This window comes from Pectobacterium versatile, assembly GCF_003932035.1.
In the GTDB taxonomy this organism is placed as follows: Bacteria; Pseudomonadota; Gammaproteobacteria; order Enterobacterales; family Enterobacteriaceae; genus Pectobacterium; species Pectobacterium versatile.
On record NZ_CP034276.1, the window covers coordinates 4,412,785 to 4,438,209 of the forward strand.

Here is a 25,425-nt window from a genome sequence, read left to right on the forward strand (position 1 = left end):
CTGTCAATCGGGGCAGGAAATGTCTAGAATGAGCGTTAAGACTCTCTCACTATTCAGATACAGATCTAAACATATATGTCAGTTTTGCAGGTATTACATTTTCCAGACGAGCGGCTCCGCATCACTGCGCAGCCCGTAAAAGAAGTCAATGCAGATATTCAACATATCGTGGATGATATGTTCGATACCATGTACGAAGAAGAAGGTATTGGCCTGGCAGCGACACAAGTCGATATTCATCAACGTATTATTGTTATTGACGTCTCTGAAGAACGAGACCAACGACTGGTGCTGATCAATCCTGAGTTGATTGAAAAGAGCGGTGATACGGGCATCGAAGAAGGTTGCCTGTCGATCCCTGAAACGCGTGCGCTGGTTCCTCGTGCAGAGCATGTGAAAGTGCGCGCATTGGATCGTGAAGGTAAAGCGTTCGAACTTGAAGCAAGCGAACTACTCGCCATTTGTATTCAGCATGAAATGGACCATCTGGTTGGGAAACTGTTTATCGATTACCTTTCCCCACTTAAACGCCAGCGCATTCGTCAAAAACTGGAAAAACTGGCTAAGCAGAATAGCCGAGCCCGATAATTTTCATCCTGACAGGAAGCACCGTGTCTGATTCTTTACGCATAATCTTTGCCGGAACCCCTGACTTTGCAGCGCGTCACCTTGACGCGCTTTTATCATCGGGCCATGAGGTCGTTGGCGTTTTCACCCAACCTGATCGCCCAGCAGGCAGAGGCAACAAGCTCACTCCCAGCCCAGTAAAAATACTGGCAGAGCAACACAGCATCCCCGTTTTCCAGCCTAAATCTCTGCGACCAGAAGAGAATCAGGCGATGGTTCAGGCGTTAGATGCCGATGTGATGGTCGTTGTCGCCTACGGCTTAATTCTGCCGCAGCCCGTATTATCCATGCCTCGTCTCGGCTGCATTAATGTCCACGGTTCTCTGTTGCCTCTTTGGCGTGGTGCAGCCCCTATTCAGCGTGCATTATGGGCTGGAGATAGTGAAACCGGTGTGACGATCATGCAAATGGATGTTGGACTTGATACTGGCGCAATGCTGCACAAAATTTCGTGCCCTATCCTGCCACAGGATACCAGCGCAACGTTGTACGATAAACTTGCGGAGCTGGGCCCACGTGGCTTATTGGAAACGCTGGAACAGCTTGCTGATGGCAGCGCTGTTTCTGAAGCACAAAATGATGCCCTTGCCACCTATGCAGAAAAGCTCAGCAAAGAAGAAGCACGTTTAAACTGGCAGTTATCTGCCGAACAGCTTGAGCGCTGTATTCGTGCTTTTAACCCTTGGCCAGTCAGCTATTTCATCGTAGATGAACAGCCAGTGAAAATCTGGAAAGCTGAGGTCATCGCCAAAGCACATGCCTCACAGCCCGGTACAATCATACAGGCAGACAAGCAGGGCATTCAGGTAGCAACAGCCGATGGCATCCTGAATATTCAGGAATTGCAGCCCGCAGGCAAAAAAGTCATGGGTGCGCAGGATCTGCTTAACTCACGTCGTGAGTGGTTCGTTCCCGGTAATACACTGGACTAATCTATTTTTCATACCGGCGCCATGCCGGTATATCCTCTCTCTTTTACGTATACGTCATCGCTAACACATGAAAAGCTCATACAATCTACGCAGTATTGCCGCACAAGTGGTGGGACAGGTTCTGGATCAGGGGCAATCACTCAGTGCCTTATTGCCTGTCCATCAGCGTGAAGTCTCCGATAAAGATCGCGCACTTTTGCAAGAGCTTTGCTTCGGCGTATTACGCGTTTTACCGCAGTTGGAATGGTGTATTCAACAACTGATGGCTAAACCCCTAACGGGCAAACAACGCACATTGCATTACCTCATTATGGTCGGCATCTATCAACTGCAATATACGCGGATCCCGCCACATGCAGCGCTGGCTGAAACAGTAGAAGGTGCTGTGGCGTTAAAAAAACCGCAACTCAAGGGGCTGATTAATGGCGTATTACGCCAATTCCAGCGTCAGCAGGAAGAACTGATCCAACGTGAGGCAACTCACTCATCTCACTACCTGCACCCGAGCTGGCTGCTGGCGCGCATTGAGCGTGCCTATCCAAATCACTGGCAAAACATCGTTGAGGCGAATAATCAACGCCCTCCGATGTGGCTACGTGTAAATCGGTTACACCACACACGTGAAGCATATTTAAACTTGTTAGTACAAGAGGGAATCGAGGCATTTCCTCATGCTGAATACAGCGATGCGATACGACTTGCCTCTCCCTGTGCGGTCGATCAATTGCCAGGATTTTCGCAAGGATGGGTAACAGTACAAGATGCATCTGCTCAAGGCTGCGTCTATTGGCTCGATCCACAAGATGGCGAACAGATCCTCGATCTCTGCGCTGCACCCGGTGGCAAAACGACACACATTTTAGAAGCGGCACCAAAATCTCATGTGCTCGCTGTCGATGTAGATGAAACACGTTTAGGCCGAGTAAAAGAAAATTTACTGCGGTTACAAATGCATGCCGAAGTAAAACAAGGCGATGGACGTTACCCCGATTCATGGTGCGAAGGACGTGTGTTTGATCGCATTCTGTTGGATGCCCCATGCTCAGCCACGGGTGTGATTCGTCGTCATCCTGATATTAAGTGGTTGCGCCGAGACAGAGATATTGAAGAGCTGGTTGCGCTACAAAAAGAGATCCTTGATGCCATTTGGCCACATCTCAAAACCGGAGGCACAATGGTCTATGCTACCTGCTCCATTCTGCCGCAAGAAAATGCTCAACAAGTTACAGATTTCCTAACTCGCCATGCCGATGCAAAACTGGTTGATACCGGTACAAGAGAAATGCCAGGTATACAGATGCTTCCTCATGCAGATGGTGGTGATGGTTTCTTTTATGCGAAGCTGGTAAAAAACTGATATTGAACCCAGTATTGTCTGCAACAGACGGCAATCAATAAACGGCATGGCTTATTATGAAAATTATCATTCTTGGCGCGGGTCAGGTCGGCGGAACACTGGCGGAAAATCTAGCGGGTGAAAACAATGACATTACTGTCGTTGATACTGATGCAAATCGGTTACGCCAGCTTCAGGATAAGTTTGACCTGCGTGTCGTTACAGGATATGCCTCTCACCCACGAGTGCTGCGTGAAGCAGGGGCAGAAGATGCCGATATGCTGGTCGCCGTTACCAATTCAGATGAAACGAATATGGTAGCCTGCCAGATTGCTTATTCTCTTTTTAAAACTCCAAACCGGATTGCACGCATTCGTGCCGCTGAATACATTCGTGAGTCAGAACAGCTGTTTTTACCAGAAGCGGTTCCCATCGATCACTTGATCTCCCCAGAACAGTTGGTTATCGATAACATTTACAAACTGATCGAATATCCTGGAGCACTTCAGGTCGTCAACTTCGCTGAAGGCAAAGTGAGTCTTGCCGCAGTTAATGCCTACTATGGCGGCCCACTAGTGGGTAATGCCCTTACCTCCCTCCGCGAACACATTCCGCACGTAGATACCCGCGTTGCGGCTATTTTTCGTCACGATCGCCCTATTCGCCCACAGGGTTCCACCATCATCGAAGCTGGCGATGAAGTGTTTTTTGTCGCCGCTTCGCAGCATATTCGCGCGGTGATGAGCGAATTGCAGCGCCTTGAAAAACCCTATAAAAGGATCATGATCGTTGGTGGAGGGAATGTCGGTGCAGGGTTAGCGCAGCGGTTAGAAAAAGATTACAGCATTAAGTTGATAGAACGAAATGCAGACCGAGCTGTGGAACTGGCTGAGCTTCTGCAAAATACGGTCGTATTCCATGGTGATGCTTCAGATCAAGAGCTCCTCGCCGAAGAACATATCGAGCAGATCGATGTATTCATCGCCATTACCAACGATGACGAAGCGAATATTATGTCAGCTATGCTGGCTAAACGCATGGGCGCGAAAAAAGTAATGGTGCTTATCCAGCGCCGAGCTTATGTCGATCTGGTTCAGGGCAGCGTCATCGATGTCGCAATATCTCCGCAGCAGGCAACAATTTCTGCGCTACTCAGCCATGTCCGTAAAGCGGATATCGTAAGCGTATCCTCTTTACGTCGTGGTGTAGCCGAAGCAATCGAGGCCATCGCCCACGGTGATGAGGGCACATCGAAAGTTGTCGGCAGAATGATCGAAGATATTAAGCTTCCACCCGGTACCACTATCGGCGCAATTGTTCGCGGTGATGACGTCATCATTGCCAACGCAAATAGCAAAATTGAACAAGGTGATCATGTCATCATGTTCTTGGCTGACAAGAAGTTTGTGCCTGATGTTGAACGTCTATTTCAACCAAGCCCCTTCTTTTTGTAATGTAGGAACAGATTTATTGCTAATCGATAATCTGGCAAAGATACGGCTATTGGTTAGAATTAATTTATAATTTTTTGGCAAGGAGAACGGATATGAGCATCATTAAAGAATTCAGAGAGTTTGCCATGCGTGGCAACGTTGTCGATTTGGCGGTGGGTGTCATTATTGGTGCAGCTTTCGGCAAGATCGTTTCTTCTCTGGTATCAGATATTATTATGCCGCCACTTGGACTTTTGATTGGTGGGGTCGATTTTAAACAATTCAGCCTTATTCTTCGTGACGCCCAAGGTGAAATTCCCGCCGTTGTCATGAACTATGGCGCTTTCATCCAGAATATTTTCGACTTTATCATCGTCGCTTTCGCGATTTTTATAGCGATCAAGCTTATGAATAAAATGCGTCGGAAACAGGAAGATACGCCTGCCGCACCGCCAAAACCTAGCGCAGAAGAGAAGCTATTAGCTGAAATTCGCGATTTACTTAAAGAACAGCAGCCCAAACAGTAAAAATTGAGTTTCTATTAGACCTCTGCTTCATTACGCAGAAAGTAGAAAGGCCAGAGGTAAATAATCATTTGATTGCTTACCACTGGCCTCCCAATTACCTTTCTTCATGTGCTTCCCTTTTCTACGATAACTTCCCTTCCCTTTTTCATTCACTTCAATTCGTTGGCGAAACAGTGGGTCATGTAGCAATGCCTCAATGGCGTTGTCTTGGATTTTCCCACGTTTATGTCGGTATGTGGTCATCATTACTCCTAAGAAACTCGGGTTGGTATGTACATCAATAAAACATGCAGAGTATATAGTCGAAATGGGTAGATGAGAACAGGTGGGATATATTTTTCAACTCACTCAGACACAGGTAGTTGCTCACCATGTATATTTATGCGAAAGCATGACTTATTTCAGATATAAAAAAACCGGGTTTCCCCGGTTTTTTTACGCTCTTACAGATTACTCTGCAGTAGCAACTTCTTCTGTCTGCGAAACTGAGCGATCAACGAGCTCGATGTATGCCATCGGCGCATTGTCACCAGCACGGAAGCCACACTTCAGAATACGAGTGTAACCACCGGCACGGCTCGCGAAACGCGGGCCCAGTTCATTAAACAGTTTTGCCACGATCTCGTTATCACGAGTACGGGCGAATGCCAGACGACGATTAGCAACGCTGTCGGTCTTGGCAAGAGTAATCAGCGGTTCAACAACGCGACGCAGCTCTTTCGCTTTCGGCAGGGTCGTCTTGATGATTTCATGACGAACCAAAGAACTAGCCATGTTACGGAACATAGCCTGACGATGGCTGCTGTTACGGTTCAGTTGACGACCACTCTTACGATGGCGCATGACCTTATCCTTCTCAGTAAAACCTTAACCTGTGATCTGGTTACTCATCAGCAATGCTTGCCGGTGGCCAGTTTTCCAAGCGCATGCCCAGAGACAAACCACGGGAAGCCAGTACGTCTTTAATCTCAGTAAGAGATTTTTTACCAAGGTTAGGCGTTTTGAGCAGCTCAACCTCGGTACGCTGTACCAGATCACCGATGTAGTGGATAGCTTCTGCCTTAAGGCAGTTAGCAGAGCGGACAGTCAATTCCAGATCGTCAACAGGGCGCAGCAGAATCGGATCGAATTCTGGTTTCTCTTCTTTAACTTCTGGCTGACGAACATCACGTAAGTCAACAAAAGCTTCAAGTTGTTCAGCCAGAATGGTAGCCGCACGGCGGATCGCCTCTTCAGGATCGATCGTGCCATTGGTTTCCATTTCGATGACTAGCTTGTCCAGGTCAGTACGCTGTTCTACACGAGCTGCTTCAACATTGTAGGCAATACGCTCTACAGGGCTGTAGCAAGCATCAACTAACAGACGACCAATCGGGCGCTCATCTTCTTCCGTATGAATACGGGCAGATGCCGGCACATAACCACGACCACGTTGAACTTTGATACGCATGCTAATAGATGCGTTTTCATCGGTCAGGTGGCAAATTAAGTGCTGCGGCTTGACGATTTCGACATCACCATCATGGATGATGTCGGCTGCAGTCACAGGGCCAATGCCAGATTTATTCAGGGTAAGAATAACTTCATCTTTGCCTTGAACTCTCACCGCCAGCCCTTTCAGGTTGAGCAGGATTTCCAGGATATCTTCCTGTACGCCTTCTTTGGTGCTGTACTCATGCAGTACACCATCAATCTCAACCTCGGTCACCGCGCAACCTGGCATGGATGAAAGCAGAATACGGCGCAGTGCGTTGCCAAGAGTATGGCCGAAGCCCCGCTCTAATGGCTCAAGGGTCACCTTGGCGTGCGTCGAACTCACTTGCTCGATATCAACCAGGCGCGGTTTTAGAAACTCTGTCACAGAACCCTGCATTGTGTCCTCTCTTTGGTACTAAGCTTTACTTGGAGTAAAGCTCGACGATCAGGTGTTCATTAATGTCCGCAGACAGATCGGTACGTTCAGGAATACGTTTGAACACACCTTCCATCTTGGCAGCATCAACTTCCAGCCAAGTTGGCTTTTCACGCTGTTCAGCCAGCTCCAGAGCGGCTTTCACGCGAGATTGCTTTTTCGCTTTCTCACGGATGCTGACTACGTCATTCGGGGATACCTGATAAGAAGCGATGCTAACAACGCGACCGTTTACCATGATAGCTTTGTGGCTTACCATCTGACGTGCTTCAGCACGAGTGGCACCAAAACCCATACGATAAACAACGTTATCCAGACGACCTTCCAGCAGTTGCAGCAGGTTTGCACCTGTGTTGCCTTTCAGACGTGCAGCTTCTTTATAATAGTTACGGAACTGACGCTCCAGAACACCGTAGATACGGCGAACTTTTTGCTTTTCACGCAACTGTACACCATAGTCAGACAGACGCGGTTTACGCGCACCGTGCTGGCCAGGAGCTTGTTCAATTTTACACTTGGAATCGATCGCACGAACACCAGACTTCAGAAACAGGTCGGTGCCTTCACGACGGCTCAGCTTGAGCTTAGGACCCAAATATCTTGCCATTTTCTTTCTCCAACAATCCTAAAAGCGGCGTTATACGCGGCGCTTTTTCGGCGGACGACAACCGTTATGAGGGATCGGAGTCACATCAGTAATATTAGTGATGCGGAAACCAGCCGCGTTCAACGCGCGGATAGTAGACTCACGGCCCGGACCAGGTCCTTTAACCATAACTTCCAGGTTCTTAATACCGTACTCTTTCACTGCTTCAGCACAGCGTTCTGCTGCAACTTGAGCTGCGAACGGAGTGGATTTGCGAGAACCACGGAAGCCGGAACCACCGGCAGTTGCCCAACCTAGCGCATTACCCTGACGATCAGTAATGGTTACGATGGTGTTGTTGAAAGAAGCATGGATATGAGCCACACCGTCAGAGACTTGCTTTCTGACACGCTTACGTGCACGAATAGGTGCCTTTGCCATTATTCAATCACCCCGATTATTTCTTGATCGGTTTGCGCGGACCCTTACGGGTACGGGCGTTAGTCTTGGTACGCTGACCGCGAACCGGCAGACCACGACGATGACGCAAACCACGATAAGTACCAAGGTCCATAAGACGCTTGATGCTCAGGGTAACTTCACGACGCAGATCACCTTCTACAACAAACTTGGCAACTTCGTCACGCAGCTTATCGATTTGCTCTTCAGACAGCTCACTGATCTTAACATTTTCGGCAATTCCTGTTGCAGCACAAATAGCCTGCGACCGAGTTTTACCGATACCGAAAATCGACGTTAATGCAATAACGGTATGTTTATGATCAGGAATGTTAATGCCTGCTATACGGGCCACTATGCACTCCTACAATTTTATACGGCAACACCATTCTGAAAAGCCCGTTTTCAGGATACTCAAATAATGTTGCAGCTACATACAAAAGATTGGCTGGCTAATCTAGCCAGCTCAATCCAACTTTGCAAGAAAAATATGCGAGATAATCAGCCTTGACGCTGTTTATGCTTCGGTTCGGCACTGCAGATCACACGAACGACACCGTTACGCTTAACAATCTTACAGTTACGACATAATTTCTTGACGGAAGCACGAACTTTCATTTTTACTCTCCGTAACTTCTCAAGCTCACCTAATTAACGGTTATAGCCTTTCAGGTTTGCTTTCTTCAATGCAGACTCATATTGACTCGACATCATTAGAGTTTGCACTTGAGCCATAAAGTCCATGATGACGACAACAACGATCAATAAAGATGTACCCCCAAAATAGAAAGGCACTTTCATTGCGTCACGCATAAACTCCGGGATCAGGCAGATAAAAGTAATATACATCGCACCAATCAGAGTAAGGCGAGTCATCACTTTATCGATATACTTCGCCGTTTGCTCTCCCGGACGAATTCCTGGCACGAATGCACCGGACTTCTTCAGGTTATCTGCTGTTTCGCGCGGGTTGAAAACCAACGCAGTGTAGAAGAAACAGAAGAAGATGATTGCAGACGCATAGAGTAACACATAAAGCGGTTGTCCGGGCTGCAAATACAGCGAAATAGTTGTCAGCCAGTTCCAACCGGTACCGCCCCCAAACCAAGATGCAATCGTGGCTGGGAACAGAATAATGCTGGAGGCAAAAATTGCAGGGATAACCCCAGCCATGTTCACCTTCAGCGGTAAATGCGTACTCTGTGCTGCATAAACACGACGACCCTGTTGACGTTTTGCATAGTTAACAACGATACGACGTTGGCCACGTTCAACGAAAACAACGAAGAAGGTTACTGCAAACACTAAGACTGCAACCAACAGCAACAGGAGGAAGTGCAGGTCGCCTTGCCGAGCTTGCTCGATGGTATGGCCAATGGCCGGCGGTAGTCCCGCAACAATACCAGCGAAGATTATGATCGAGATACCGTTACCGATACCACGTTCCGTAATCTGTTCTCCCAGCCACATCAGGAACATTGTCCCAGTAACTAGGCTCACAACAGCGGTAAAGTAGAAAGCAAAGCCTGGGTTTATAACCAAGTCTTGCATTCCAGGCATATTCGGCAAACCGGTAGCAATACCGATCGACTGGAATATAGCCAATACCAAGGTACCGTAGCGAGTGTACTGGCTTATCTTACGACGGCCAGCTTCACCTTCTTTCTTTATTTCAGCCAACGCTGGATGAACCACCGTCAGCAACTGGATAATAATCGACGCCGAAATATACGGCATAATACCCAGTGCAAAGATAGAAGCACGGCTGAGAGCACCACCAGAGAACATGTTAAACATTTCAATGATGGTGCCTCGCTGCTGTTCAAGCAATTTGGCAAGCACAGTGGCATCAATACCAGGAATTGGGATAAAAGAGCCAATACGGAAAACAATTAGCGCACCGATAACAAACAAAAGTCTGCGCTTCAGTTCACCAACTCCGCCTTTAGCACTTTGAAAATCTAATCCTGGTTGCTTAGCCATCTGCTACTTATTCCTCAATTTTACCGCCAGCAGTTTCGATAGCAGCACGAGCACCTTTAGTGACACGCAGACCACGAATCGTTACCGGACGAGCAACTTCACCAGACAGAATCACTTTCGCGAACTCAATCTGAATGCCAATAACATTAGCGGCTTTCAGCGTATTCAGGTCAACCACGTCGCCTTCTACTTTAGCTAAATCAGACAGACGAACTTCTGCCGTGATCATCGCTTTGCGAGAAGTAAAACCGAATTTCGGCAGACGACGATATAAAGGCATCTGACCACCTTCAAAACCACGACGTACGCCACCGCCAGAACGAGAGTTCTGACCTTTGTGACCACGACCACTGGTTTTGCCCAGGCCAGAACCGATACCACGACCTAAACGCTTCGGTGCGTGTTTAGCACCTTCGGCCGGAGACAGAGTATTTAAACGCATCTGTTACTCCTCTACTTTAACCATGTAGGAAACCGCGTTGACCATACCGCGAACCGCAGGAGTATCCTCACGTTCAACTGTATGCCCAATACGACGCAGACCCAGGCCAAGCAGTGTCGCCTTATGTTTCGGCAGACGACCGATTGCACTACGGGTTTGAGTAATTTTAATAGTCTTTGCCACGGTCATTACCCCAGAATTTCTTCAACGGATTTACCACGCTTGGCAGCGACCATTTCCGGGGACTTCATATTGGCCAAACCATCAATCGTTGCACGAACCACGTTAATCGGGTTAGTGGAACCATAGGCTTTAGCCAATACGTTGTGAACCCCTGCAACTTCCAAAACGGCGCGCATTGCACCACCGGCAATAATACCGGTACCTTCGGAAGCTGGCTGCATGAACACACGAGAACCCGTGTGAGCACCTTTAACTGGGTGCTGCAGGGTGCCGTTGTTCAGCGCGACATTCATCATATTGCGACGGGCTTTTTCCATCGCTTTCTGGATCGCTGCTGGAACTTCGCGAGCTTTACCGTAACCAAAACCAACGCGGCCGTTGCCATCACCCACTACAGTCAGTGCGGTGAAGCTGAAAATACGACCACCTTTAACGGTTTTAGATACGCGATTTACCGCGATCAGCTTTTCCTGCAGTTCGCCAGCTTGTTTCTCGATGTGAGCCATCTTACACCTCTACCTTAGAACTGAAGGCCAGCTTCACGGGCAGCATCTGCCAGTGCTTGGACTCGACCATGATATTGGAAACCGGAACGGTCGAAAGAGACATCTTTGATGCCTTTTTCTAACGCGCGTTCTGCAATAGCTTTACCTATTGCGATAGCTGCGTCTTTATTACCGGTAGACTTCAGTTGTTCAGCGATAGCTTTTTCTACAGTAGAAGCGGCTACCAGGACTTCAGAACCGTTCGGTGCAATGACCTGCGCATAAATATGGCGTGGCGTACGATGTACCACCAGACGCGTCGCACCCAGTTCCTGGAGCTTGCGGCGTGCGCGGGTCGCACGACGGATACGAGCTGCTTTCTTATCCATAGTGTTACCTTACTTCTTCTTAGCCTCTTTGGTACGCACGACTTCGTCGGCGTAACGGACACCCTTGCCTTTATAAGGCTCAGGACGACGGTAGGCGCGTAATTCCGCAGCAACCTGACCAATAACCTGTTTATCAGCACCTTTCAGTACGATTTCAGTTTGGCTTGGGCATTCTGCAGTAATACCTGCCGGCAGTGCATGCTCTACTGGGTGAGAAAACCCAAGAGACAGGTTAACCACATTGCCTTTAACAGCAGCACGGTAACCAACACCAACCAGTTGCAGCTTCTTAGTGAAGCCTTCGGTAACACCGATAACCATTGCGTTCAACAGAGCTCGAGTAGTACCCGCTTGGGCCCATCCGTCAACGAAACCTTCGCGCGGAGCGAAAGTCAGAGCGTTGTCAGCTTGTTTCACTTCAACAGCATCATGGATCTTACGACTCAGCTCGCCGTTTTTACCCTTAATCGAAACATCCTGACCGTTGAGTTTTACCTCTACGCCGGCAGGAATGACGACGGGTGCTTTTGCAACACGAGACATTTTTCCTCCCGATTAAGCTACGTAGCAGATAATCTCGCCACCAAGACCAGCTTGGCGAGCTGCACGATCAGTCATAACACCTTTAGAGGTAGAAACAACAGCGATACCCAAACCGGCCATAACTTTTGGCAGCTCATCTTTTCTTTTATAGATGCGCAGACCTGGACGGCTTACTCGCTGAATGCTTTCTACCACTGCCTTGCCCTGGAAATATTTAAGTTCTAATTCCAGAACTGGCTTGGTGTCGCCTTCGATTTTGAAATCTTCAATGTAACCTTCTTCCTTCAGCACGTTGGCAATTGCCACTTTCAGCTTGGAGGAAGGCATGGTGACCGCAACTTTGTTCGCGGCTTGACCGTTACGGATACGGGTCAGCATATCCGCGATCGGATCTTGCATGCTCATCTGTCTTTACTCCCGTGATTCAATTGGTGACAATTACCAGCTAGCCTTTTTCAGACCCGGAATTTCACCGCGCATAGCGGCTTCACGGACCTTGATACGGCTCAACCCGAACTTCCGCAGGAAAGCGTGCGGACGACCAGTTTGGCGGCAGCGGTTACGCTGACGAGACGGGCTGGAATCACGCGGCAGAGTCTGCAGCTTAAGAACAGCATCCCAACGATCTTCGTCGGATGAGTTCACACCAGAGATGATAGCTTTTAATTCCTCGCGTTTAGCGCGGTATTTTTCAGCCAGTTTCACACGAACAACTTCGCGTGCTTTCATGGATTGCTTAGCCATTAGTAACCCTACCTTACTTGCGGAATGGGAAGTTAAAGGCGGCCAACAGCGCACGGCCTTCATCATCGGATTTCGCAGTAGTGGTGATGGTAATGTCCAAACCACGAACGCGATCGACTTTATCGTAGTCGATTTCCGGGAAGATGATCTGCTCACGCACACCCATGCTGTAGTTACCACGACCATCGAATGACTTGGCGGACAAGCCACGGAAGTCACGAATACGCGGTACAGCAATGGAAATCAGACGCTCAAGGAACTCCCACATGCGTTCGCCACGCAGAGTTACTTTACAGCCGATCGGATAGCCCTGACGGATTTTGAAGCCTGCAACAGATTTGCGTGCTTTGGTGATCAACGGTTTTTGACCGGAGATTGCTGCCAGATCGGCTGCTGCGTTATCCAGCAGTTTCTTGTCAGCGATCGCTTCACCAACACCCATATTCAGGGTGATCTTCTCGACCCGAGGGACTTGCATGACAGAATTGTAGCTAAACTCAGTCATGAGTTTTTTAACTACTTCGTCTTTGTAGTAATCATGCAGTTTCGCCATCGTACTACTCCAAATTACTTGATAGTTTCGCTATTAGATTTAAAGAAACGGACTTTTTTTCCGTCTTCGAATCTAAAGCCTACACGGTCAGCCTTACCAGTTGCCGCATTGAAGATTGCAAGGTTAGAAACTTGAATTGCAGCTTCTTTTTCAACGATGCCACCTGGTTGATTCAGGGCCGGAACCGGCTTCTGATGTTTTTTAACCAGGTTAATACCTTCAACAATGACCTTACTAGCAGACAGGACATTTTTTACTTTACCGCGCTTACCTTTATCTTTACCGGTTAGCACAATAACTTCGTCATCACGACGGATTTTCGCTGCCATGATTCGCTCCTTAAAGTACTTCTGGTGCCAGAGAGATAATTTTCATGAACTTCTCATTACGCAGTTCACGAGTTACCGGCCCAAAAATACGCGTACCGATAGGCTGTTCGCTGTTATTGTTTAAAATAACGCAAGCATTACCATCGAAGCGAATGACAGAACCGTCCGGGCGACGAACACCCTTCTTGGTGCGCACCACTACCGCCTTCAGAACATCGCCTTTCTTCACCTTACCGCGAGGAATTGCTTCCTTGATGGTAATTTTGATGATATCGCCGACGCCTGCGTAGCGACGGTGCGAGCCACCTAGAACCTTGATACACATTACGCGACGTGCACCGGAATTATCGGCCACGTTCAGCATAGTCTGTTCTTGGATCATTTTAGTGCTCCGCTTGTCAACTACTACTCTAGGACCCTTTCGGGCCATTAAATACCCCATAATTGAGGGCGCAGCATTATAACACCGCTTCCTTGGTATGGGTAGAAAAAATAAACGGCCCTTTGCAGAGCCGTTTATCATAAGAGAAGAGCGCTACTTTATTACAGAATCGCTTTCTCTACAACGCGAACAAGTGTCCAAGACTTATTTTTGGACAGCGGACGGCATTCGCGGATTTCAACCACGTCACCGATACCGCATTCATTGTTCTCGTCATGTACGTGCAGCTTAGTCGTACGCTTAATGAATTTACCGTAAAGCGGGTGTTTCACAAAACGTTCGATAGCGACAACCATGGATTTCTCCATTTTGTCGCTTACAACACGACCTTGCAGAGTACGGATTTTATCGGTCATTACGCACCCGCCTTCTCAGTCAGTAAAGTCTTAACACGTGCAATATTGTGACGCACTTGTTTTACCAGGTGAGTCTGTTGCAACTGACCACTGGCAGCCTGCATACGCAGGTTAAATTGCTCGCGCAGCAGGCCGAGCAGTTCAGTGTTCAGCTCTTCGACGCTTTTTTCACGCAGCTCATTTGCTTTCATTACATCACCGTCTTAGTTACAAAGGTGGTTTTGATAGGCAGTTTCGCTGCTGCCAGTTGGAATGCCTCACGGGCTAACTCTTCCGGCACACCGTCCATTTCGTACAGGACTTTACCTGGCTGAATCAAGGCAACCCAATATTCCACGTTACCTTTACCTTTACCCATACGAACTTCAAGCGGTTTCTCGGTGATCGGTTTGTCCGGGAATACACGGATCCAGATCTTACCTTGACGCTTAACAGCACGAGTCATGGCACGACGTGCAGCTTCGATTTGACGAGCAGTCAGGCGACCGCGGCCAACAGCTTTCAGACCGAAAGTGCCGAAGCTAACATCCGTACCCTGCGCCAGACCACGGTTGCGGCCCTTGTGCACCTTACGGAATTTTGTACGCTTTGGTTGTAACATCAGCGACTCTCCTTACTTGCGGCCTTTACGCTGCTGCTTTTTAGGTTGAGCAGCCGGTTTTTCCGGTTGTTCAACGGCAGCCATACCACCCAGGATCTCACCTTTGAAGATCCACACTTTCACACCGATAACACCATAAGTGGTGTGCGCTTCGGAGGTGTTGTAGTCGATATCCGCACGCAGTGTATGCAATGGAACACGACCTTCACGGTACCATTCGGTACGCGCGATTTCAGCGCCGCCAAGACGGCCACTTACTTCAACTTTAATACCTTTAGCGCCCAGACGCATGGCGTTCTGTACCGCACGCTTCATAGCACGACGGAACATCACACGACGCTCCAGCTGAGAAGTGATGCTGTCAGCAACCAGTTTTGCGTCCAGTTCAGGTTTACGAACTTCTGCGATATTGATCTGTGCAGGTACGCCAGCGATATCCGCTACGACTTTGCGCAGTTTTTCAACATCTTCACCTTTTTTACCGATCACGATACCCGGGCGAGCAGTGTGAATAGTCACACGGATGCTTTTTGCCGGACGTTCGATAACGATACGAGAAACGGAAGCCTTCTCCAGTTCCTTCGTCAGGTATTTACGAACTTTAAAATCGCTGTCCAGGTTGTCAGCGAATTCTTTGGTATTCGCATACCAGGTAGAGTTCCAAGGTTTGACAATACCCAGGCGAATACCATTAGGATGTACTTTCTGACCCATTGCTAGTCTCCAGAGTCTCAGCGATCGGACACAACCACAGTAATGTGGCTGGTACGCTTCAGGATGCGATCCGCACGACCTTTAGCACGCGGCATAATGCGCTTCATGCTTGGGCCTTCGTCAACGAAGATTTTCGCGACTTTCAGATCATCAATGTCAGCGCCATCGTTGTGTTCTGCGTTAGCAATAGCAGACTCCAGCACTTTTTTAACCAGACCAGCAGCTTTCTTGTTGGTGTAGGTCAGAACTTCCAGAGCTTGCGACACTTTCTTACCGCGAATCAGGTCTGCCACCAGGCGAACCTTTTGAGCAGAAGAACGAGCGTGGCAATGTTTAGCGATAGTTTCCATCTCTTCCTCCTACCTTAGCGCTTCTTGGCCTTTTTGTCGGCCGCATGGCCGCGATAAGTACGAGTCGGCGCGAATTCACCCAGTTTGTGACCGACCATTTCATCGGAAACAAACACCGGAACGTGCTGACGACCATTATGGACAGCGATGGTCAAACCGATCATATTTGGAAAGATCGTTGAACGACGGGACCAAGTGCGCAAAGGCTTCTTGTCTCCGCTTTCCACCGCTTTCTCTACCTTCTTCAGCAAGTGCAGGTCAATAAATGGACCTTTCTTGAGAGAACGTGGCATGGTTTATCCTCTAAGATTATTTAGTACGGCGACGTACGATAAATTTATCAGTACGCTTGTTGCTGCGGGTCTTCTTACCTTTGGTCTGGAGGCCCCACGGACTAACCGGGTGCTTACCAAAGTTACGACCTTCACCACCACCGTGTGGGTGGTCGACTGGGTTCATTGCCGTACCGCGAACGGTAGGACGAACACCACGCCAGCGTGCAGCACCAGCTTTACCCAGAACGCGCAGCATATGCTCAGCGTTGCCAACTTCGCCCAGCGTAGCGCGGCAGTCGGATTCGACTTTACGCATTTCGCCAGAACGCAGACGCAGGGTAACGTAAGAACCGTCACGAGCAACGATCTGAACGTAAGTACCAGCAGAACGAGCCAATTGGCCGCCTTTACCTGGTTTCATTTCTACGTTGTGAACCGTTGAACCGACTGGAATGTTACGCATCGGCAGGGTGTTACCCGCTTTAATCGCAGCATCAACGCCAGATTGGATCTGGTCGCCGGCTTTCAGGCCTTTCGGCGCCAGGATGTAACGACGCTCGCCGTCTTTGTACAGAACCAGCGCGATATTCGCGGAACGGTTCGGATCATACTCGAGACGCTCAACAACCGCAGGAATACCATCTTTATTGCGTTTGAAGTCAACCAGACGATACTGCTGTTTGTGACCACCACCGATGTGACGGGTAGTGATGCGGCCATTGTTGTTACGGCCACCGGATTTGCTGTTCTTTTCCAGCAATGGGGCGTAAGGCTTGCCCTTGTGCAGCTCAGGGTTAACCACTTTAACAACGTGGCGACGACCCGGAGATGTCGGTTTACATTTAACAACTGCCATTGTCTTTCTCCTCCGACTTACTCAGCGCCGCCGATGAAGTCCAGATTCTGGCCTTCTTTCAGGGTGACGTAAGCTTTTTTCCAGTCGCTACGACGACCAATACGCTGTCCGTGACGCTTAACTTTACCCTTAACTACCAGGGTGTTTACGTCTTTAACTTCTACTTCGAACAGTTTCTCGACAGCAGCAACGATCTCTGCTTTAGTCGCGTCTTTAGCAACTTTGAGAACGATGGTGTTAGTTTTTTCCATCGCGGTAGATGCTTTTTCAGATACGTGCGGCGCGCGCAGTACTTTCAGCAGACGTTCTTCACGGATCATGCCAGCATCTCCTCAACTTGCTTAACTGCATCAGCAGTCATAACGACTTTGTCGAAGGCGATCAAGCTAACTGGGTCGATACCTGCTGCATCACGCACGTCAACCTTGTACAGGTTACGAGCGGCCAGGAACAGATTCTCATCCAGTTCACCGGTGATGATCAACACGTCTTCCAGTGCCATTTCTTTCAGTTTCTGCGCCAGCAACTTAGTTTTCGGTGCTTCTACAGAGAACGTCTCGACAACGATCAGACGATCTTGACGTACCAATTCGGACAGAATGCTTTTCAGCGCGCCGCGGTACATCTTTTTGTTAACTTTCTGACTGTGGTCCTGTGGCTTAGCAGCGAAGGTCACACCACCGGAACGCCAGATCGGGCTCTTAACAGAACCAGAACGCGCACGGCCAGTACCTTTCTGACGCCAAGGTTTTTTACCGGAACCAGTTACTTCAGCACGGGTCTTCTGGGCGCGAGTACCTTGACGGGCACCTGCTGCATAAGCAACAACAACCTGATGTACCAGCGCTTCGTTGAAATCACGACCGAAGGTAGTTTCGGAAACAGTCAGCGCGCTTTGCGCGTCTTTCAATACTAATTCCATTGCTATCTCCTCACGCCTTCACAGCTGGTTTAACGATCAGGTCGCTACCGGTAGCTCCCGGAACAGCACCTTTAACCAGCAGCAGGTTGCGCTCAGCGTCAACACGCACTACGTCCAGGCTCTGAACGGTTACACGTTCGTTACCCAGCTGGCCTGCCATTTTCTTGCCTTTAAACACTTTGCCCGGAGTCTGGTTCTGACCGATAGAACCCGGAACGCGGTGGGACAAGGAGTTACCGTGAGTAGCATCCTGAGTACGGAAATTCCAGCGCTTAACTGTGCCAGCAAAACCTTTACCTTTAGATGTACCAGTAACGTCTACTTTTTTAACGTCTGCGAAAATTTCGACACTGATGCTCTGACCTACAGTGAACTCTTCGCCTTCAGAAAGACGGAATTCACGCAGAGTACGGCCAGCTTCTACGCCAGCTTTAGCAAAGTGACCTGCTTCTGGCTTAGTAACACGGTTTGCTTTTTTAGCACCAGTAGTTACTTGCACAGCGCGGTAACCGTCGTTAGCCAGGTCTTTAACCTGAGTTACGCGGTTTGCTTCAATTTCGATAACGGTTACGGGGATAGATACGCCATCTTCAGTGAAGATACGGGTCATGCCCACTTTTTTACCGACTAAACCAATCATTGTTTCAACCTCTCAATCGCTCAATGACCTGATTAACCCAGGCTGATCTGCACGTCTACACCAGCAGCCAGATCCAGACGCATCAGAGCATCAACGGTTTTCTCGGTTGGCTCAACGATGTCAACCAGACGCTTGTGAGTGCGAATCTCGTACTGATCGCGCGCATCTTTATTGACGTGCGGAGAAATCAGAACGGTAAAGCGCTCTTTGCGGGTCGGCAGCGGGATCGGACCACGTACTTGCGCACCAGTGCGCTTAGCAGTCTCGACGATTTCCGCAGTTGATTGATCAATCAGACGATGATCAAACGCTTTCAGGCGGATACGGATTCTTTGGTTCTGCATGAGACCAGAGCTCCAATTATTTATAAACGTAAATGATTACTCCTCACACCCATTTCGATTGATGGGGGAGTGTAATCGTCAGCACATAACCCCCATATCGGGAGTATTGTTTTGGGCAATAAATGAATATTGACCGTCTGATTCGGATTGAATCAGGCTTACCTAGTTTCGGTAAGCTCGCGCATTATACGCAAATTGGCAGGGGAAGCAACAAGCGGGATGAAATGATTTTAAATCCGGCCGGACGATGTGTGCGAATCCAGCCGGATTGGGGATAACAATACATAGCAGCGTACCTGCTATGTTACTCAGCTTTTAGCTGAGCTTGAAGATAGTTTTGTATGCCAAGACGTGAAATCAAATCTAATTCTGTTTCCAGCCAGTCTATGTGACCTTCTTCATCGGCAAGAATTTCTATCATTAAATCCCTACTGACGTAGTCATGCACCGAATCAGCATAGGCAATTGCCTCACGCAAATTCTTTGCGCCATCCAATTCAAGTTGAAGGTCAGAACGTAAAATCTCTTCGACATCTTCACCAATATTTAACTTACCCAAATCCTGTAGATTCGGGATGCCTTCAAGAAATAGGATTCGTTCGATGTAGCGATCAGCATGCTTCATTTCGTCAATAGACTCATGATATTCGTGATCGTTTAGACGGGTTAAGCCCCAGTTTTTAAACATTCGGGCATGAAGAAAATATTGGTTAATGGCTACCAGCTCGTTGCCCAATAACTTATTCAGGTGTGTGATGACTTTTTTATCGCCTTTCATGACATGCTCCTCCGCTCCAGTTCTTAAAGTGTAGAACCGGTAAGCAGAGAGTCAAAAAAACGACCCTACATTTTATGCTACTTCATACATATCAGGAATTTTAGCCTGCTCTTCCTCAAAAATGACACGCGCCTGACGAATACACTTACCACAATCTGTCCCAATAGGAACGAGCTTGCGTAATTGTTGCATAGATTGAGGCTGGTGCTGACGAACAGCATTACGAATGACTTTGTCAGAAATTGCGTTACACAAACAAACATACATACCAGAATGACTCATTGTTATCGCGAGTGTCTTTCACGCTACCTTTCGGGACACTGCAAACGGTATTTGAAACCGCTCCTAGCGATTTTTTAACCAACGAAGTTATTCTAAATAAGAATTATTTTTATTTCAATTTCCATTTGATCATTAAGACGTAAAAAAGGCACCGAAGTGCCTTTTTCATGCATTGAGTTTATCAGCGATTAAGCGATAACTTTAGCAACAACGCCCGCGCCTACTGTACGGCCGCCTTCACGGATTGCGAAACGCAAACCATCGTCCATCGCGATTGGGTGGATCAGGGTAACAACCATTTTGATGTTGTCGCCCGGCATGACCATCTCTACGCCTTCTGGCAGTTCGATGGTGCCCGTTACGTCAGTCGTACGGAAGTAGAACTGAGGACGGTAGCCTTTGAAGAACGGAGTATGACGGCCGCCTTCATCTTTGCTCAGGATATACACTTCTGATTCGAACTGAGTGTGCGGCTTGATTGAACCCGGCTTAGCCAGTACCTGACCACGCTCGATTTCTTCACGCTTGATACCACGCAGCAGAACACCAACGTTCTCGCCTGCACGACCTTCGTCCAGCAGTTTGCGGAACATTTCTACGCCAGTACAGGTAGATTTCGCAGTATCTTTGATACCTACGATTTCAACTTCTTCACCCACTTTAACGATACCGCGCTCTACACGACCGGTAACAACGGTACCACGACCGGAGATGGAGAATACGTCTTCGATTGGCAGCAGGAACGGCTTGTCAATCGCACGCTCTGGTTCTGGAATATAAGAATCCAGGTAGCCTGCCAGTTCGATGATTTTTGCTTCCCACTCAGCTTCGCCTTCCAGCGCTTTCAGAGCAGAACCACGAACCACTGGGGTATCGTCGCCTGGGAAGTCGTACTGAGACAGCAGCTCACGCACTTCCATCTCAACCAGTTCCAGCAGCTCTTCATCATCAACCATGTCACATTTGTTCAGGAACACGATGATGAAAGGAACGCCAACCTGACGACCCAGCAGGATGTGCTCACGGGTCTGAGGCATTGGGCCGTCAGTCGCAGCAACAACCAGGATCGCGCCGTCCATCTGGGCAGCACCGGTGATCATGTTTTTCACATAGTCGGCGTGTCCTGGGCAGTCAACGTGCGCATAGTGGCGAGACGGGGTATCGTATTCAACGTGAGAGGTGTTGATGGTGATACCACGTGCTTTTTCTTCCGGTGCGTTATCGATCTGGTCGAATGCACGCGCGTTACCACCGTAGGTTTTAGCCAGAACGGTAGTAATTGCAGCGGTCAGAGTAGTTTTACCATGGTCAACGTGGCCGATAGTACCGACGTTAACGTGGGGTTTTGTACGTTCAAATTTTTCTTTAGACACGGCGATATTCCTTACTCAAATGCTCTCCCCCTATGGAGAGAGCACGGGATTTTGTTTTAACCCTGAGGTTTATTTACCACGGGCTTCAATTACGGCCTGAGCAACGTTGTTAGGCGCATCATCGTACTTCAGGAACTCCATGGAGTAAGAAGCACGGCCTTTGGTCAGAGAACGCAGTTGAGTTGCGTATCCGAACATTTCAGACAGCGGAACTTCAGCATGAATCACAACGCCAGTAACGTTGGACTCTTGGCCACGCAGCATACCACGACGACGGCTAAGGTCACCGATGACATCACCAGTGTTCTCTTCTGGCGTTTCAACTTCAACCTTCATGATCGGCTCAAGCAGAACAGGTTTCGCTTTCTTAAAGCCATCTTTAAAGGCGATAGAAGCGGCCAGTTTAAACGCCAGCTCAGAGGAGTCAACGTCATGGTAAGAACCGAAGTGCAGACGCACGCCGAGATCCACAACTGGGTAACCGGCCAGTGGACCTGCTTTCAGCTGTTCCTGAATGCCTTTATCAACGGCAGGGATGTATTCACCAGGAATTACACCACCTTTAATATCGTTGGTGAACTCGTAACCTTTCGGATTTGAGCCCGGCTCCAGCGGGTACATGTCGATAACAACATGACCATACTGACCACGACCACCAGACTGCTTGGCATGTTTACCTTCGATATCGGTAACTTTCGCACGAATCGCTTCACGATAAGCAACCTGTGGTTTACCCACGTTCGCTTCAACGTTGAATTCACGCTTCATACGGTCAACGATGATATCAAGGTGCAATTCACCCATACCAGCGATGATAGTCTGGTTAGATTCTTCGTCAGTCCATACGCGGAAAGACGGGTCTTCTTTAGCCAGACGGCCCAATGCCAGACCCATTTTTTCTTGGTCAGCTTTGGTTTTCGGTTCTACCGCGATGGAGATTACCGGCTCAGGGAATTCCATACGTTCCAAAATGATGACGTTATCTGGATCACACAGAGTGTCACCCGTCGTTACATCTTTCAGACCGATAGCAGCAGCGATATCGCCCGCACGAACTTCTTTGATCTCTTCACGCTTGTTAGCGTGCATCTGAACGATACGACCAAAACGCTCACGTGCTGATTTAACTGGGTTCAGTACGGTGTCGCCGGAGTTAACTACACCAGAGTACACGCGGAAGAACGTCAGGTTACCAACAAACGGGTCGGTAGCAATTTTGAACGCCAGTGCAGCAAACGGCTCTTCATCACTTGCGTGACGCTCAGCCGGCGTGTCTTTACCGTCATCCAAAAGACCATTGATCGCAGGTACGTCAACTGGGGATGGCAGGTAGTCAACTACCGCATCCAGCATCGCCTGAACACCTTTGTTCTTAAATGCAGAACCACAGGTTACCAGGATGATTTCGTTGTTCAGAACGCGCTGACGCAGAGCTTTTTTGATCTCTTCTTCAGTCAGTTCTTCACCACCCAGGTATTTCTCCATCAGCTCTTCAGAAGCTTCTGCTGCGGATTCGATCAGGTTTTGGTGCCATTCTTCAGCCAGTTCTTGCATATCAGCCGGGATATCTTCGTATTCGAAGGTCACGCCCTGATCGGCATCATTCCAGTTGATGGCTTTCATTTTCACCAGGTCAACGACACCAGTGAAACCTTCTTCAGCACCAATTGCCAGCTGCAGCGGAACAGGGTTCGCGCCCAGACGAGCTTTGATCTGACCAACAACTTTCAGGAAATTCGCACCCATGCGGTCCATTTTGTTAACGAACGCAATGCGTGGAACTTTATATTTGTTTGCCTGACGCCATACGGTTTCAGACTGCGGCTGAACACCACCAACTGCGCAGTAAACCATTACCGCACCATCAAGTACACGCATAGAACGTTCTACTTCGATAGTGAAGTCAACGTGTCCTGGGGTGTCGATGATGTTTACACGATGCGGTTCATACTGCTTAGCCATACCAGACCAGAATGCAGTAGTCGCTGCGGAAGTGATAGTAATACCACGCTCCTGCTCCTGCTCCATCCAGTCCATGGTAGCTGCGCCGTCATGAACTTCACCGATTTTATGGTTTACACCAGTGTAGAACAGAATACGTTCGGTAGTAGTGGTTTTACCGGCGTCGATGTGCGCACTGATACCAATGTTACGGTAGCGTGCGATGGGTGTTGTACGAGCCATTTGTATCCTCTGTTTACTAGGGCGTTCAATTTAGTTAACCCAAGCGGGTTGGCTATTTTTAGCGCCCGCTTGGTTAGCATGACTACAACGAAGGGATTACCAACGGTAGTGAGCGAACGCCTTGTTAGCTTCGGCCATACGGTGAACGTCTTCACGTTTCTTAACAGCAGTACCTTTGTTCTCTGCTGCATCAGAAAGTTCGTTCGCCAGGCGCAGAGCCATAGATTTATCACCGCGTTTACGAGCAGCTTCTACGATCCAACGCATTGCCAACGCATTACGACGAACCGGACGGACTTCTACTGGTACCTGATAAGTAGAACCACCAACGCGGCGCGACTTAACTTCGACAGTCGGGCGAACGTTGTCCAGAGCTACTTCAAAAGCTTCCAGATGATCTTTACCAGAGCGCTGAGCCAGGGTCTCCAGCGCGGTATAGACGATTGCTTCAGCAGTAGATTTTTTACCATCTACCATCAGGATGTTTACAAATTTGGCCAGCAGTTCTGATCCGAACTTAGGATCCGGCAGAATTTTACGTTGACCAATGACGCGACGACGTGGCATGGAAATACTCCGTTGTTAATTCAGGATTGTCCAAAACTCTACGAGTTTAGTTTGACATTTAAGTTAAAACGTTTGGCCTTACTTAACGGAGAACCATTAAGCCTTTGGCTTCTTCACGCCGTATTTGGAACGGGATTGCTTACGGTCTTTAACACCTGAGCAGTCCAGCGCGCCACGAACGGTGTGGTAACGCACACCTGGCAGGTCTTTAACACGACCGCCACGGATCAGGATCACGGAGTGCTCCTGCAGGTTATGACCTTCACCACCAATATAGGAGGTAACTTCAAAACCGTTAGTTAAACGAACACGACATACTTTACGCAGTGCGGAGTTCGGTTTTTTAGGGGTGGTAGTATATACACGGGTACATACGCCACGTTTCTGCGGGCATGCTTCCAGCGCCGGAACGTTGCTTTTAGCAGCCTTCAGGGAGCGTGGTTTGCGTACCAGCTGGTTAATCGTTGCCATTCAAAAAGCTCCTGGGTTTTGCTTCGTAAACACGTAATAAATCGCCTCATGTTTGCGCAAGGCAAAGTATGAGGACGCAGAATTTTAGGGCTGGCAGTGGAAGGAGTCAAGAAATATACAAAAATTCGGCGTTACCACGCGAGTTGCTGCGGGTGTTCCACTGTCAGTTGGACAAACTGATTATAGTCAATGAGCGTCACATTGTTTGAAATTTGTTCAGTCATTCCTCTTGCCGCCGTATCAGGCTGGAGCGCGTAGAGAAGAACCGCTGAATCAAGGAGACGCTGAATAATATCTCCACCAGCTAGCGCAGCGATAACACCGTCTTGCAATAAGACCAACGCATCACCCTGACCCAAAGTGAGCAGAAGTGCATCCAGGTCAACGTGATAAGGAGAACGTGAGAGCGTATGCAGCATATAAAAGGAGAAATCCGTCGCTAGAATGAAAGGATGGAATGATAATCGGCCAACTTACTACGCCATGCTTGCGGCGCTAATAGCTCTACATCCAAAACCCAGTCTGTTTCTATACTCAACCCACGCTGGCGCGCAGAAGTCTCGCACAGATAACAAGCTTCGATATCGTACAAGGGCAGCACACCAAACGTTGCGATGTAATTACGCATCAAAATCTTTTCCGGCTGTTGATGCGGCAGCAGTTGAAGTACGCCATCGCCAACAAAAAATACGCCAATCTCTTCCGTCAGTGCTGACATCGCTAATAGTGCATCCAGCCCCTCTCGCCCAGCAGCACTCCCATGTGGAGAATGCGTAAAAACAAATGCGACTCGCTTCATAACGCTAC

42 protein-coding genes are annotated in these 25,425 nt (G+C 48.7%); 5 read left to right on the plus strand and 37 right to left on the minus strand.

What is annotated here, in order from left to right:
- The first annotated feature begins 75 nt into the window (after positions 1–75).
- The 5 genes from def to mscL all read left to right on the plus strand — a co-directional run bounded on the left by def (position 76) and on the right by mscL (position 4,855).
- Positions 76–588, plus strand: a complete 513-nt coding sequence (gene def / locus EIP93_RS19925; RefSeq protein ID WP_125233178.1) for a peptide deformylase — start codon at positions 76–78, stop codon at positions 586–588.
- 23 nt (positions 589–611) lie between these two features.
- Positions 612–1,559 (plus strand): methionyl-tRNA formyltransferase, encoded by a 948-nt coding sequence (gene fmt, locus EIP93_RS19930; protein WP_107333513.1) that lies wholly within the window; start codon positions 612–614, stop codon positions 1,557–1,559.
- 67 nt (positions 1,560–1,626) lie between these two features.
- Positions 1,627–2,916, plus strand: a complete 1,290-nt coding sequence (gene rsmB, locus EIP93_RS19935; protein WP_125233179.1) for a 16S rRNA (cytosine(967)-C(5))-methyltransferase RsmB — start codon at positions 1,627–1,629, stop codon at positions 2,914–2,916.
- Positions 2,917–2,972: 56 nt separating this feature from the next.
- A complete protein-coding gene (gene trkA / locus EIP93_RS19940) occupies positions 2,973–4,349 on the plus strand; it encodes a Trk system potassium transporter TrkA (RefSeq protein ID WP_010304922.1) in 1,377 nt (458 codons plus the stop codon).
- Between the two features lie 92 nt (positions 4,350–4,441).
- Positions 4,442–4,855: a large-conductance mechanosensitive channel protein MscL gene (mscL, locus tag EIP93_RS19945; protein WP_010304925.1), complete on the plus strand. Its 414-nt coding sequence runs from the start codon at positions 4,442–4,444 to the stop codon at positions 4,853–4,855.
- Positions 4,856–4,885: 30 nt separating this feature from the next.
- Here mscL and EIP93_RS19950 read toward each other — a convergent pair whose 3' ends face one another.
- From EIP93_RS19950 to tusC, 37 genes are all read right to left on the minus strand, one after another.
- Positions 4,886–5,098, minus strand: a complete 213-nt coding sequence (locus tag EIP93_RS19950) for an alternative ribosome-rescue factor A (RefSeq protein ID WP_125233367.1) — start codon at positions 5,096–5,098, stop codon at positions 4,886–4,888.
- 207 nt (positions 5,099–5,305) lie between these two features.
- Entirely contained in the window at positions 5,306–5,698 is a 393-nt protein-coding gene (gene rplQ / locus EIP93_RS19955; RefSeq protein WP_005970246.1) for a 50S ribosomal protein L17, read from the minus strand.
- Between the two features lie 40 nt (positions 5,699–5,738).
- Positions 5,739–6,728, minus strand: coding sequence for a DNA-directed RNA polymerase subunit alpha (locus EIP93_RS19960; protein WP_005970247.1), 990 nt, complete (start codon positions 6,726–6,728; stop codon positions 5,739–5,741).
- A gap of 25 nt (positions 6,729–6,753) precedes the next feature.
- A complete protein-coding gene (rpsD, locus tag EIP93_RS19965; protein ID WP_010286047.1) occupies positions 6,754–7,374 on the minus strand; it encodes a 30S ribosomal protein S4 in 621 nt (206 codons plus the stop codon).
- Between the two features lie 30 nt (positions 7,375–7,404).
- Complete coding sequence (gene rpsK, locus EIP93_RS19970) at positions 7,405–7,794, minus strand: 30S ribosomal protein S11 (RefSeq protein ID WP_002919257.1); 390 nt, start codon at positions 7,792–7,794, stop codon at positions 7,405–7,407.
- Between the two features lie 16 nt (positions 7,795–7,810).
- Positions 7,811–8,167, minus strand: a complete 357-nt coding sequence (gene rpsM, locus EIP93_RS19975; protein ID WP_005970252.1) for a 30S ribosomal protein S13 — start codon at positions 8,165–8,167, stop codon at positions 7,811–7,813.
- 146 nt (positions 8,168–8,313) lie between these two features.
- A complete protein-coding gene (rpmJ, locus tag EIP93_RS19980; protein WP_002227352.1) occupies positions 8,314–8,430 on the minus strand; it encodes a 50S ribosomal protein L36 in 117 nt (38 codons plus the stop codon).
- A 33-nt stretch (positions 8,431–8,463) separates the two neighbouring features.
- A complete protein-coding gene (gene secY / locus EIP93_RS19985) occupies positions 8,464–9,795 on the minus strand; it encodes a preprotein translocase subunit SecY (protein ID WP_010286083.1) in 1,332 nt (443 codons plus the stop codon).
- Between the two features lie 7 nt (positions 9,796–9,802).
- Positions 9,803–10,237 carry a 50S ribosomal protein L15 gene (gene rplO, locus EIP93_RS19990; RefSeq protein WP_010286086.1) on the minus strand — a complete coding sequence of 145 codons (435 nt, stop codon included), beginning with the start codon at positions 10,235–10,237 and terminating at the stop codon, positions 9,803–9,805.
- A gap of 3 nt (positions 10,238–10,240) precedes the next feature.
- Positions 10,241–10,420: a 50S ribosomal protein L30 gene (gene rpmD / locus EIP93_RS19995; protein ID WP_004846568.1), complete on the minus strand. Its 180-nt coding sequence runs from the start codon at positions 10,418–10,420 to the stop codon at positions 10,241–10,243.
- A gap of 5 nt (positions 10,421–10,425) precedes the next feature.
- A complete protein-coding gene (gene rpsE / locus EIP93_RS20000; RefSeq protein ID WP_005970257.1) occupies positions 10,426–10,926 on the minus strand; it encodes a 30S ribosomal protein S5 in 501 nt (166 codons plus the stop codon).
- Positions 10,927–10,940: 14 nt separating this feature from the next.
- Positions 10,941–11,294 (minus strand): 50S ribosomal protein L18, encoded by a 354-nt coding sequence (gene rplR / locus EIP93_RS20005; protein ID WP_039487912.1) that lies wholly within the window; start codon positions 11,292–11,294, stop codon positions 10,941–10,943.
- A 9-nt stretch (positions 11,295–11,303) separates the two neighbouring features.
- Positions 11,304–11,837, minus strand: a complete 534-nt coding sequence (rplF, locus tag EIP93_RS20010; protein ID WP_005970259.1) for a 50S ribosomal protein L6 — start codon at positions 11,835–11,837, stop codon at positions 11,304–11,306.
- A 12-nt stretch (positions 11,838–11,849) separates the two neighbouring features.
- Complete coding sequence (gene rpsH / locus EIP93_RS20015) at positions 11,850–12,242, minus strand: 30S ribosomal protein S8 (RefSeq protein WP_005970261.1); 393 nt, start codon at positions 12,240–12,242, stop codon at positions 11,850–11,852.
- A gap of 33 nt (positions 12,243–12,275) precedes the next feature.
- A complete protein-coding gene (gene rpsN, locus EIP93_RS20020) occupies positions 12,276–12,581 on the minus strand; it encodes a 30S ribosomal protein S14 (RefSeq protein ID WP_010286114.1) in 306 nt (101 codons plus the stop codon).
- Between the two features lie 13 nt (positions 12,582–12,594).
- Positions 12,595–13,134, minus strand: coding sequence for a 50S ribosomal protein L5 (rplE, locus tag EIP93_RS20025; protein ID WP_039487909.1), 540 nt, complete (start codon positions 13,132–13,134; stop codon positions 12,595–12,597).
- A gap of 14 nt (positions 13,135–13,148) precedes the next feature.
- Positions 13,149–13,463, minus strand: coding sequence for a 50S ribosomal protein L24 (gene rplX, locus EIP93_RS20030; protein WP_005970267.1), 315 nt, complete (start codon positions 13,461–13,463; stop codon positions 13,149–13,151).
- 10 nt (positions 13,464–13,473) lie between these two features.
- A complete protein-coding gene (gene rplN / locus EIP93_RS20035) occupies positions 13,474–13,845 on the minus strand; it encodes a 50S ribosomal protein L14 (protein WP_000613954.1) in 372 nt (123 codons plus the stop codon).
- Between the two features lie 161 nt (positions 13,846–14,006).
- A complete protein-coding gene (gene rpsQ / locus EIP93_RS20040) occupies positions 14,007–14,261 on the minus strand; it encodes a 30S ribosomal protein S17 (RefSeq protein ID WP_010286161.1) in 255 nt (84 codons plus the stop codon).
- Entirely contained in the window at positions 14,261–14,452 is a 192-nt protein-coding gene (rpmC, locus tag EIP93_RS20045) for a 50S ribosomal protein L29 (protein ID WP_005970272.1), read from the minus strand. The genes rpsQ and rpmC overlap by 1 nt, the downstream gene beginning before the upstream one ends.
- Complete coding sequence (rplP, locus tag EIP93_RS20050; RefSeq protein WP_005970273.1) at positions 14,452–14,862, minus strand: 50S ribosomal protein L16; 411 nt, start codon at positions 14,860–14,862, stop codon at positions 14,452–14,454. The genes rpmC and rplP overlap by 1 nt, the downstream gene beginning before the upstream one ends.
- A 12-nt stretch (positions 14,863–14,874) precedes the next feature.
- Positions 14,875–15,576 (minus strand): 30S ribosomal protein S3, encoded by a 702-nt coding sequence (gene rpsC, locus EIP93_RS20055; protein ID WP_005970274.1) that lies wholly within the window; start codon positions 15,574–15,576, stop codon positions 14,875–14,877.
- Between the two features lie 17 nt (positions 15,577–15,593).
- A complete protein-coding gene (rplV, locus tag EIP93_RS20060) occupies positions 15,594–15,926 on the minus strand; it encodes a 50S ribosomal protein L22 (protein ID WP_005970275.1) in 333 nt (110 codons plus the stop codon).
- A gap of 14 nt (positions 15,927–15,940) precedes the next feature.
- The gene (rpsS, locus tag EIP93_RS20065; RefSeq protein ID WP_004929772.1) at positions 15,941–16,219 is read right to left on the minus strand and encodes a 30S ribosomal protein S19; all 279 of its coding nucleotides are present in this window, start codon (positions 16,217–16,219) and stop codon (positions 15,941–15,943) included.
- Between the two features lie 16 nt (positions 16,220–16,235).
- Positions 16,236–17,057 carry a 50S ribosomal protein L2 gene (gene rplB, locus EIP93_RS20070; protein WP_095700748.1) on the minus strand — a complete coding sequence of 274 codons (822 nt, stop codon included), beginning with the start codon at positions 17,055–17,057 and terminating at the stop codon, positions 16,236–16,238.
- 17 nt (positions 17,058–17,074) lie between these two features.
- Positions 17,075–17,377 (minus strand): 50S ribosomal protein L23, encoded by a 303-nt coding sequence (gene rplW / locus EIP93_RS20075; RefSeq protein WP_005970277.1) that lies wholly within the window; start codon positions 17,375–17,377, stop codon positions 17,075–17,077.
- Positions 17,374–17,979 carry a 50S ribosomal protein L4 gene (gene rplD / locus EIP93_RS20080; RefSeq protein ID WP_039362752.1) on the minus strand — a complete coding sequence of 202 codons (606 nt, stop codon included), beginning with the start codon at positions 17,977–17,979 and terminating at the stop codon, positions 17,374–17,376. Before rplD ends, rplW begins: the two co-directional genes overlap by 4 nt.
- A 10-nt stretch (positions 17,980–17,989) precedes the next feature.
- A complete protein-coding gene (rplC, locus tag EIP93_RS20085) occupies positions 17,990–18,619 on the minus strand; it encodes a 50S ribosomal protein L3 (protein ID WP_010304941.1) in 630 nt (209 codons plus the stop codon).
- A gap of 32 nt (positions 18,620–18,651) precedes the next feature.
- Entirely contained in the window at positions 18,652–18,963 is a 312-nt protein-coding gene (gene rpsJ / locus EIP93_RS20090) for a 30S ribosomal protein S10 (protein WP_001181005.1), read from the minus strand.
- Positions 18,964–19,267: 304 nt separating this feature from the next.
- Positions 19,268–19,741, minus strand: coding sequence for a bacterioferritin (bfr, locus tag EIP93_RS20095; RefSeq protein WP_010286186.1), 474 nt, complete (start codon positions 19,739–19,741; stop codon positions 19,268–19,270).
- A gap of 72 nt (positions 19,742–19,813) precedes the next feature.
- Entirely contained in the window at positions 19,814–20,008 is a 195-nt protein-coding gene (gene bfd / locus EIP93_RS20100) for a bacterioferritin-associated ferredoxin (protein ID WP_005970281.1), read from the minus strand.
- A gap of 203 nt (positions 20,009–20,211) precedes the next feature.
- A complete protein-coding gene (gene tuf, locus EIP93_RS20105; RefSeq protein ID WP_095700750.1) occupies positions 20,212–21,396 on the minus strand; it encodes an elongation factor Tu in 1,185 nt (394 codons plus the stop codon).
- Between the two features lie 69 nt (positions 21,397–21,465).
- A complete protein-coding gene (fusA, locus tag EIP93_RS20110; protein WP_103862614.1) occupies positions 21,466–23,580 on the minus strand; it encodes an elongation factor G in 2,115 nt (704 codons plus the stop codon).
- Between the two features lie 96 nt (positions 23,581–23,676).
- Positions 23,677–24,147, minus strand: coding sequence for a 30S ribosomal protein S7 (gene rpsG / locus EIP93_RS20115; protein WP_009111198.1), 471 nt, complete (start codon positions 24,145–24,147; stop codon positions 23,677–23,679).
- 96 nt (positions 24,148–24,243) lie between these two features.
- Complete coding sequence (rpsL, locus tag EIP93_RS20120) at positions 24,244–24,618, minus strand: 30S ribosomal protein S12 (RefSeq protein WP_005969567.1); 375 nt, start codon at positions 24,616–24,618, stop codon at positions 24,244–24,246.
- 131 nt (positions 24,619–24,749) lie between these two features.
- Positions 24,750–25,037, minus strand: coding sequence for a sulfurtransferase complex subunit TusB (gene tusB / locus EIP93_RS20125; protein ID WP_103862615.1), 288 nt, complete (start codon positions 25,035–25,037; stop codon positions 24,750–24,752).
- A gap of 20 nt (positions 25,038–25,057) precedes the next feature.
- On the minus strand, positions 25,058–25,417 hold the full coding sequence (gene tusC / locus EIP93_RS20130; protein WP_103862616.1) for a sulfurtransferase complex subunit TusC: 360 nt from the start codon (positions 25,415–25,417) through the stop codon (positions 25,058–25,060).
- Positions 25,418–25,425 lie beyond the last annotated feature (8 nt).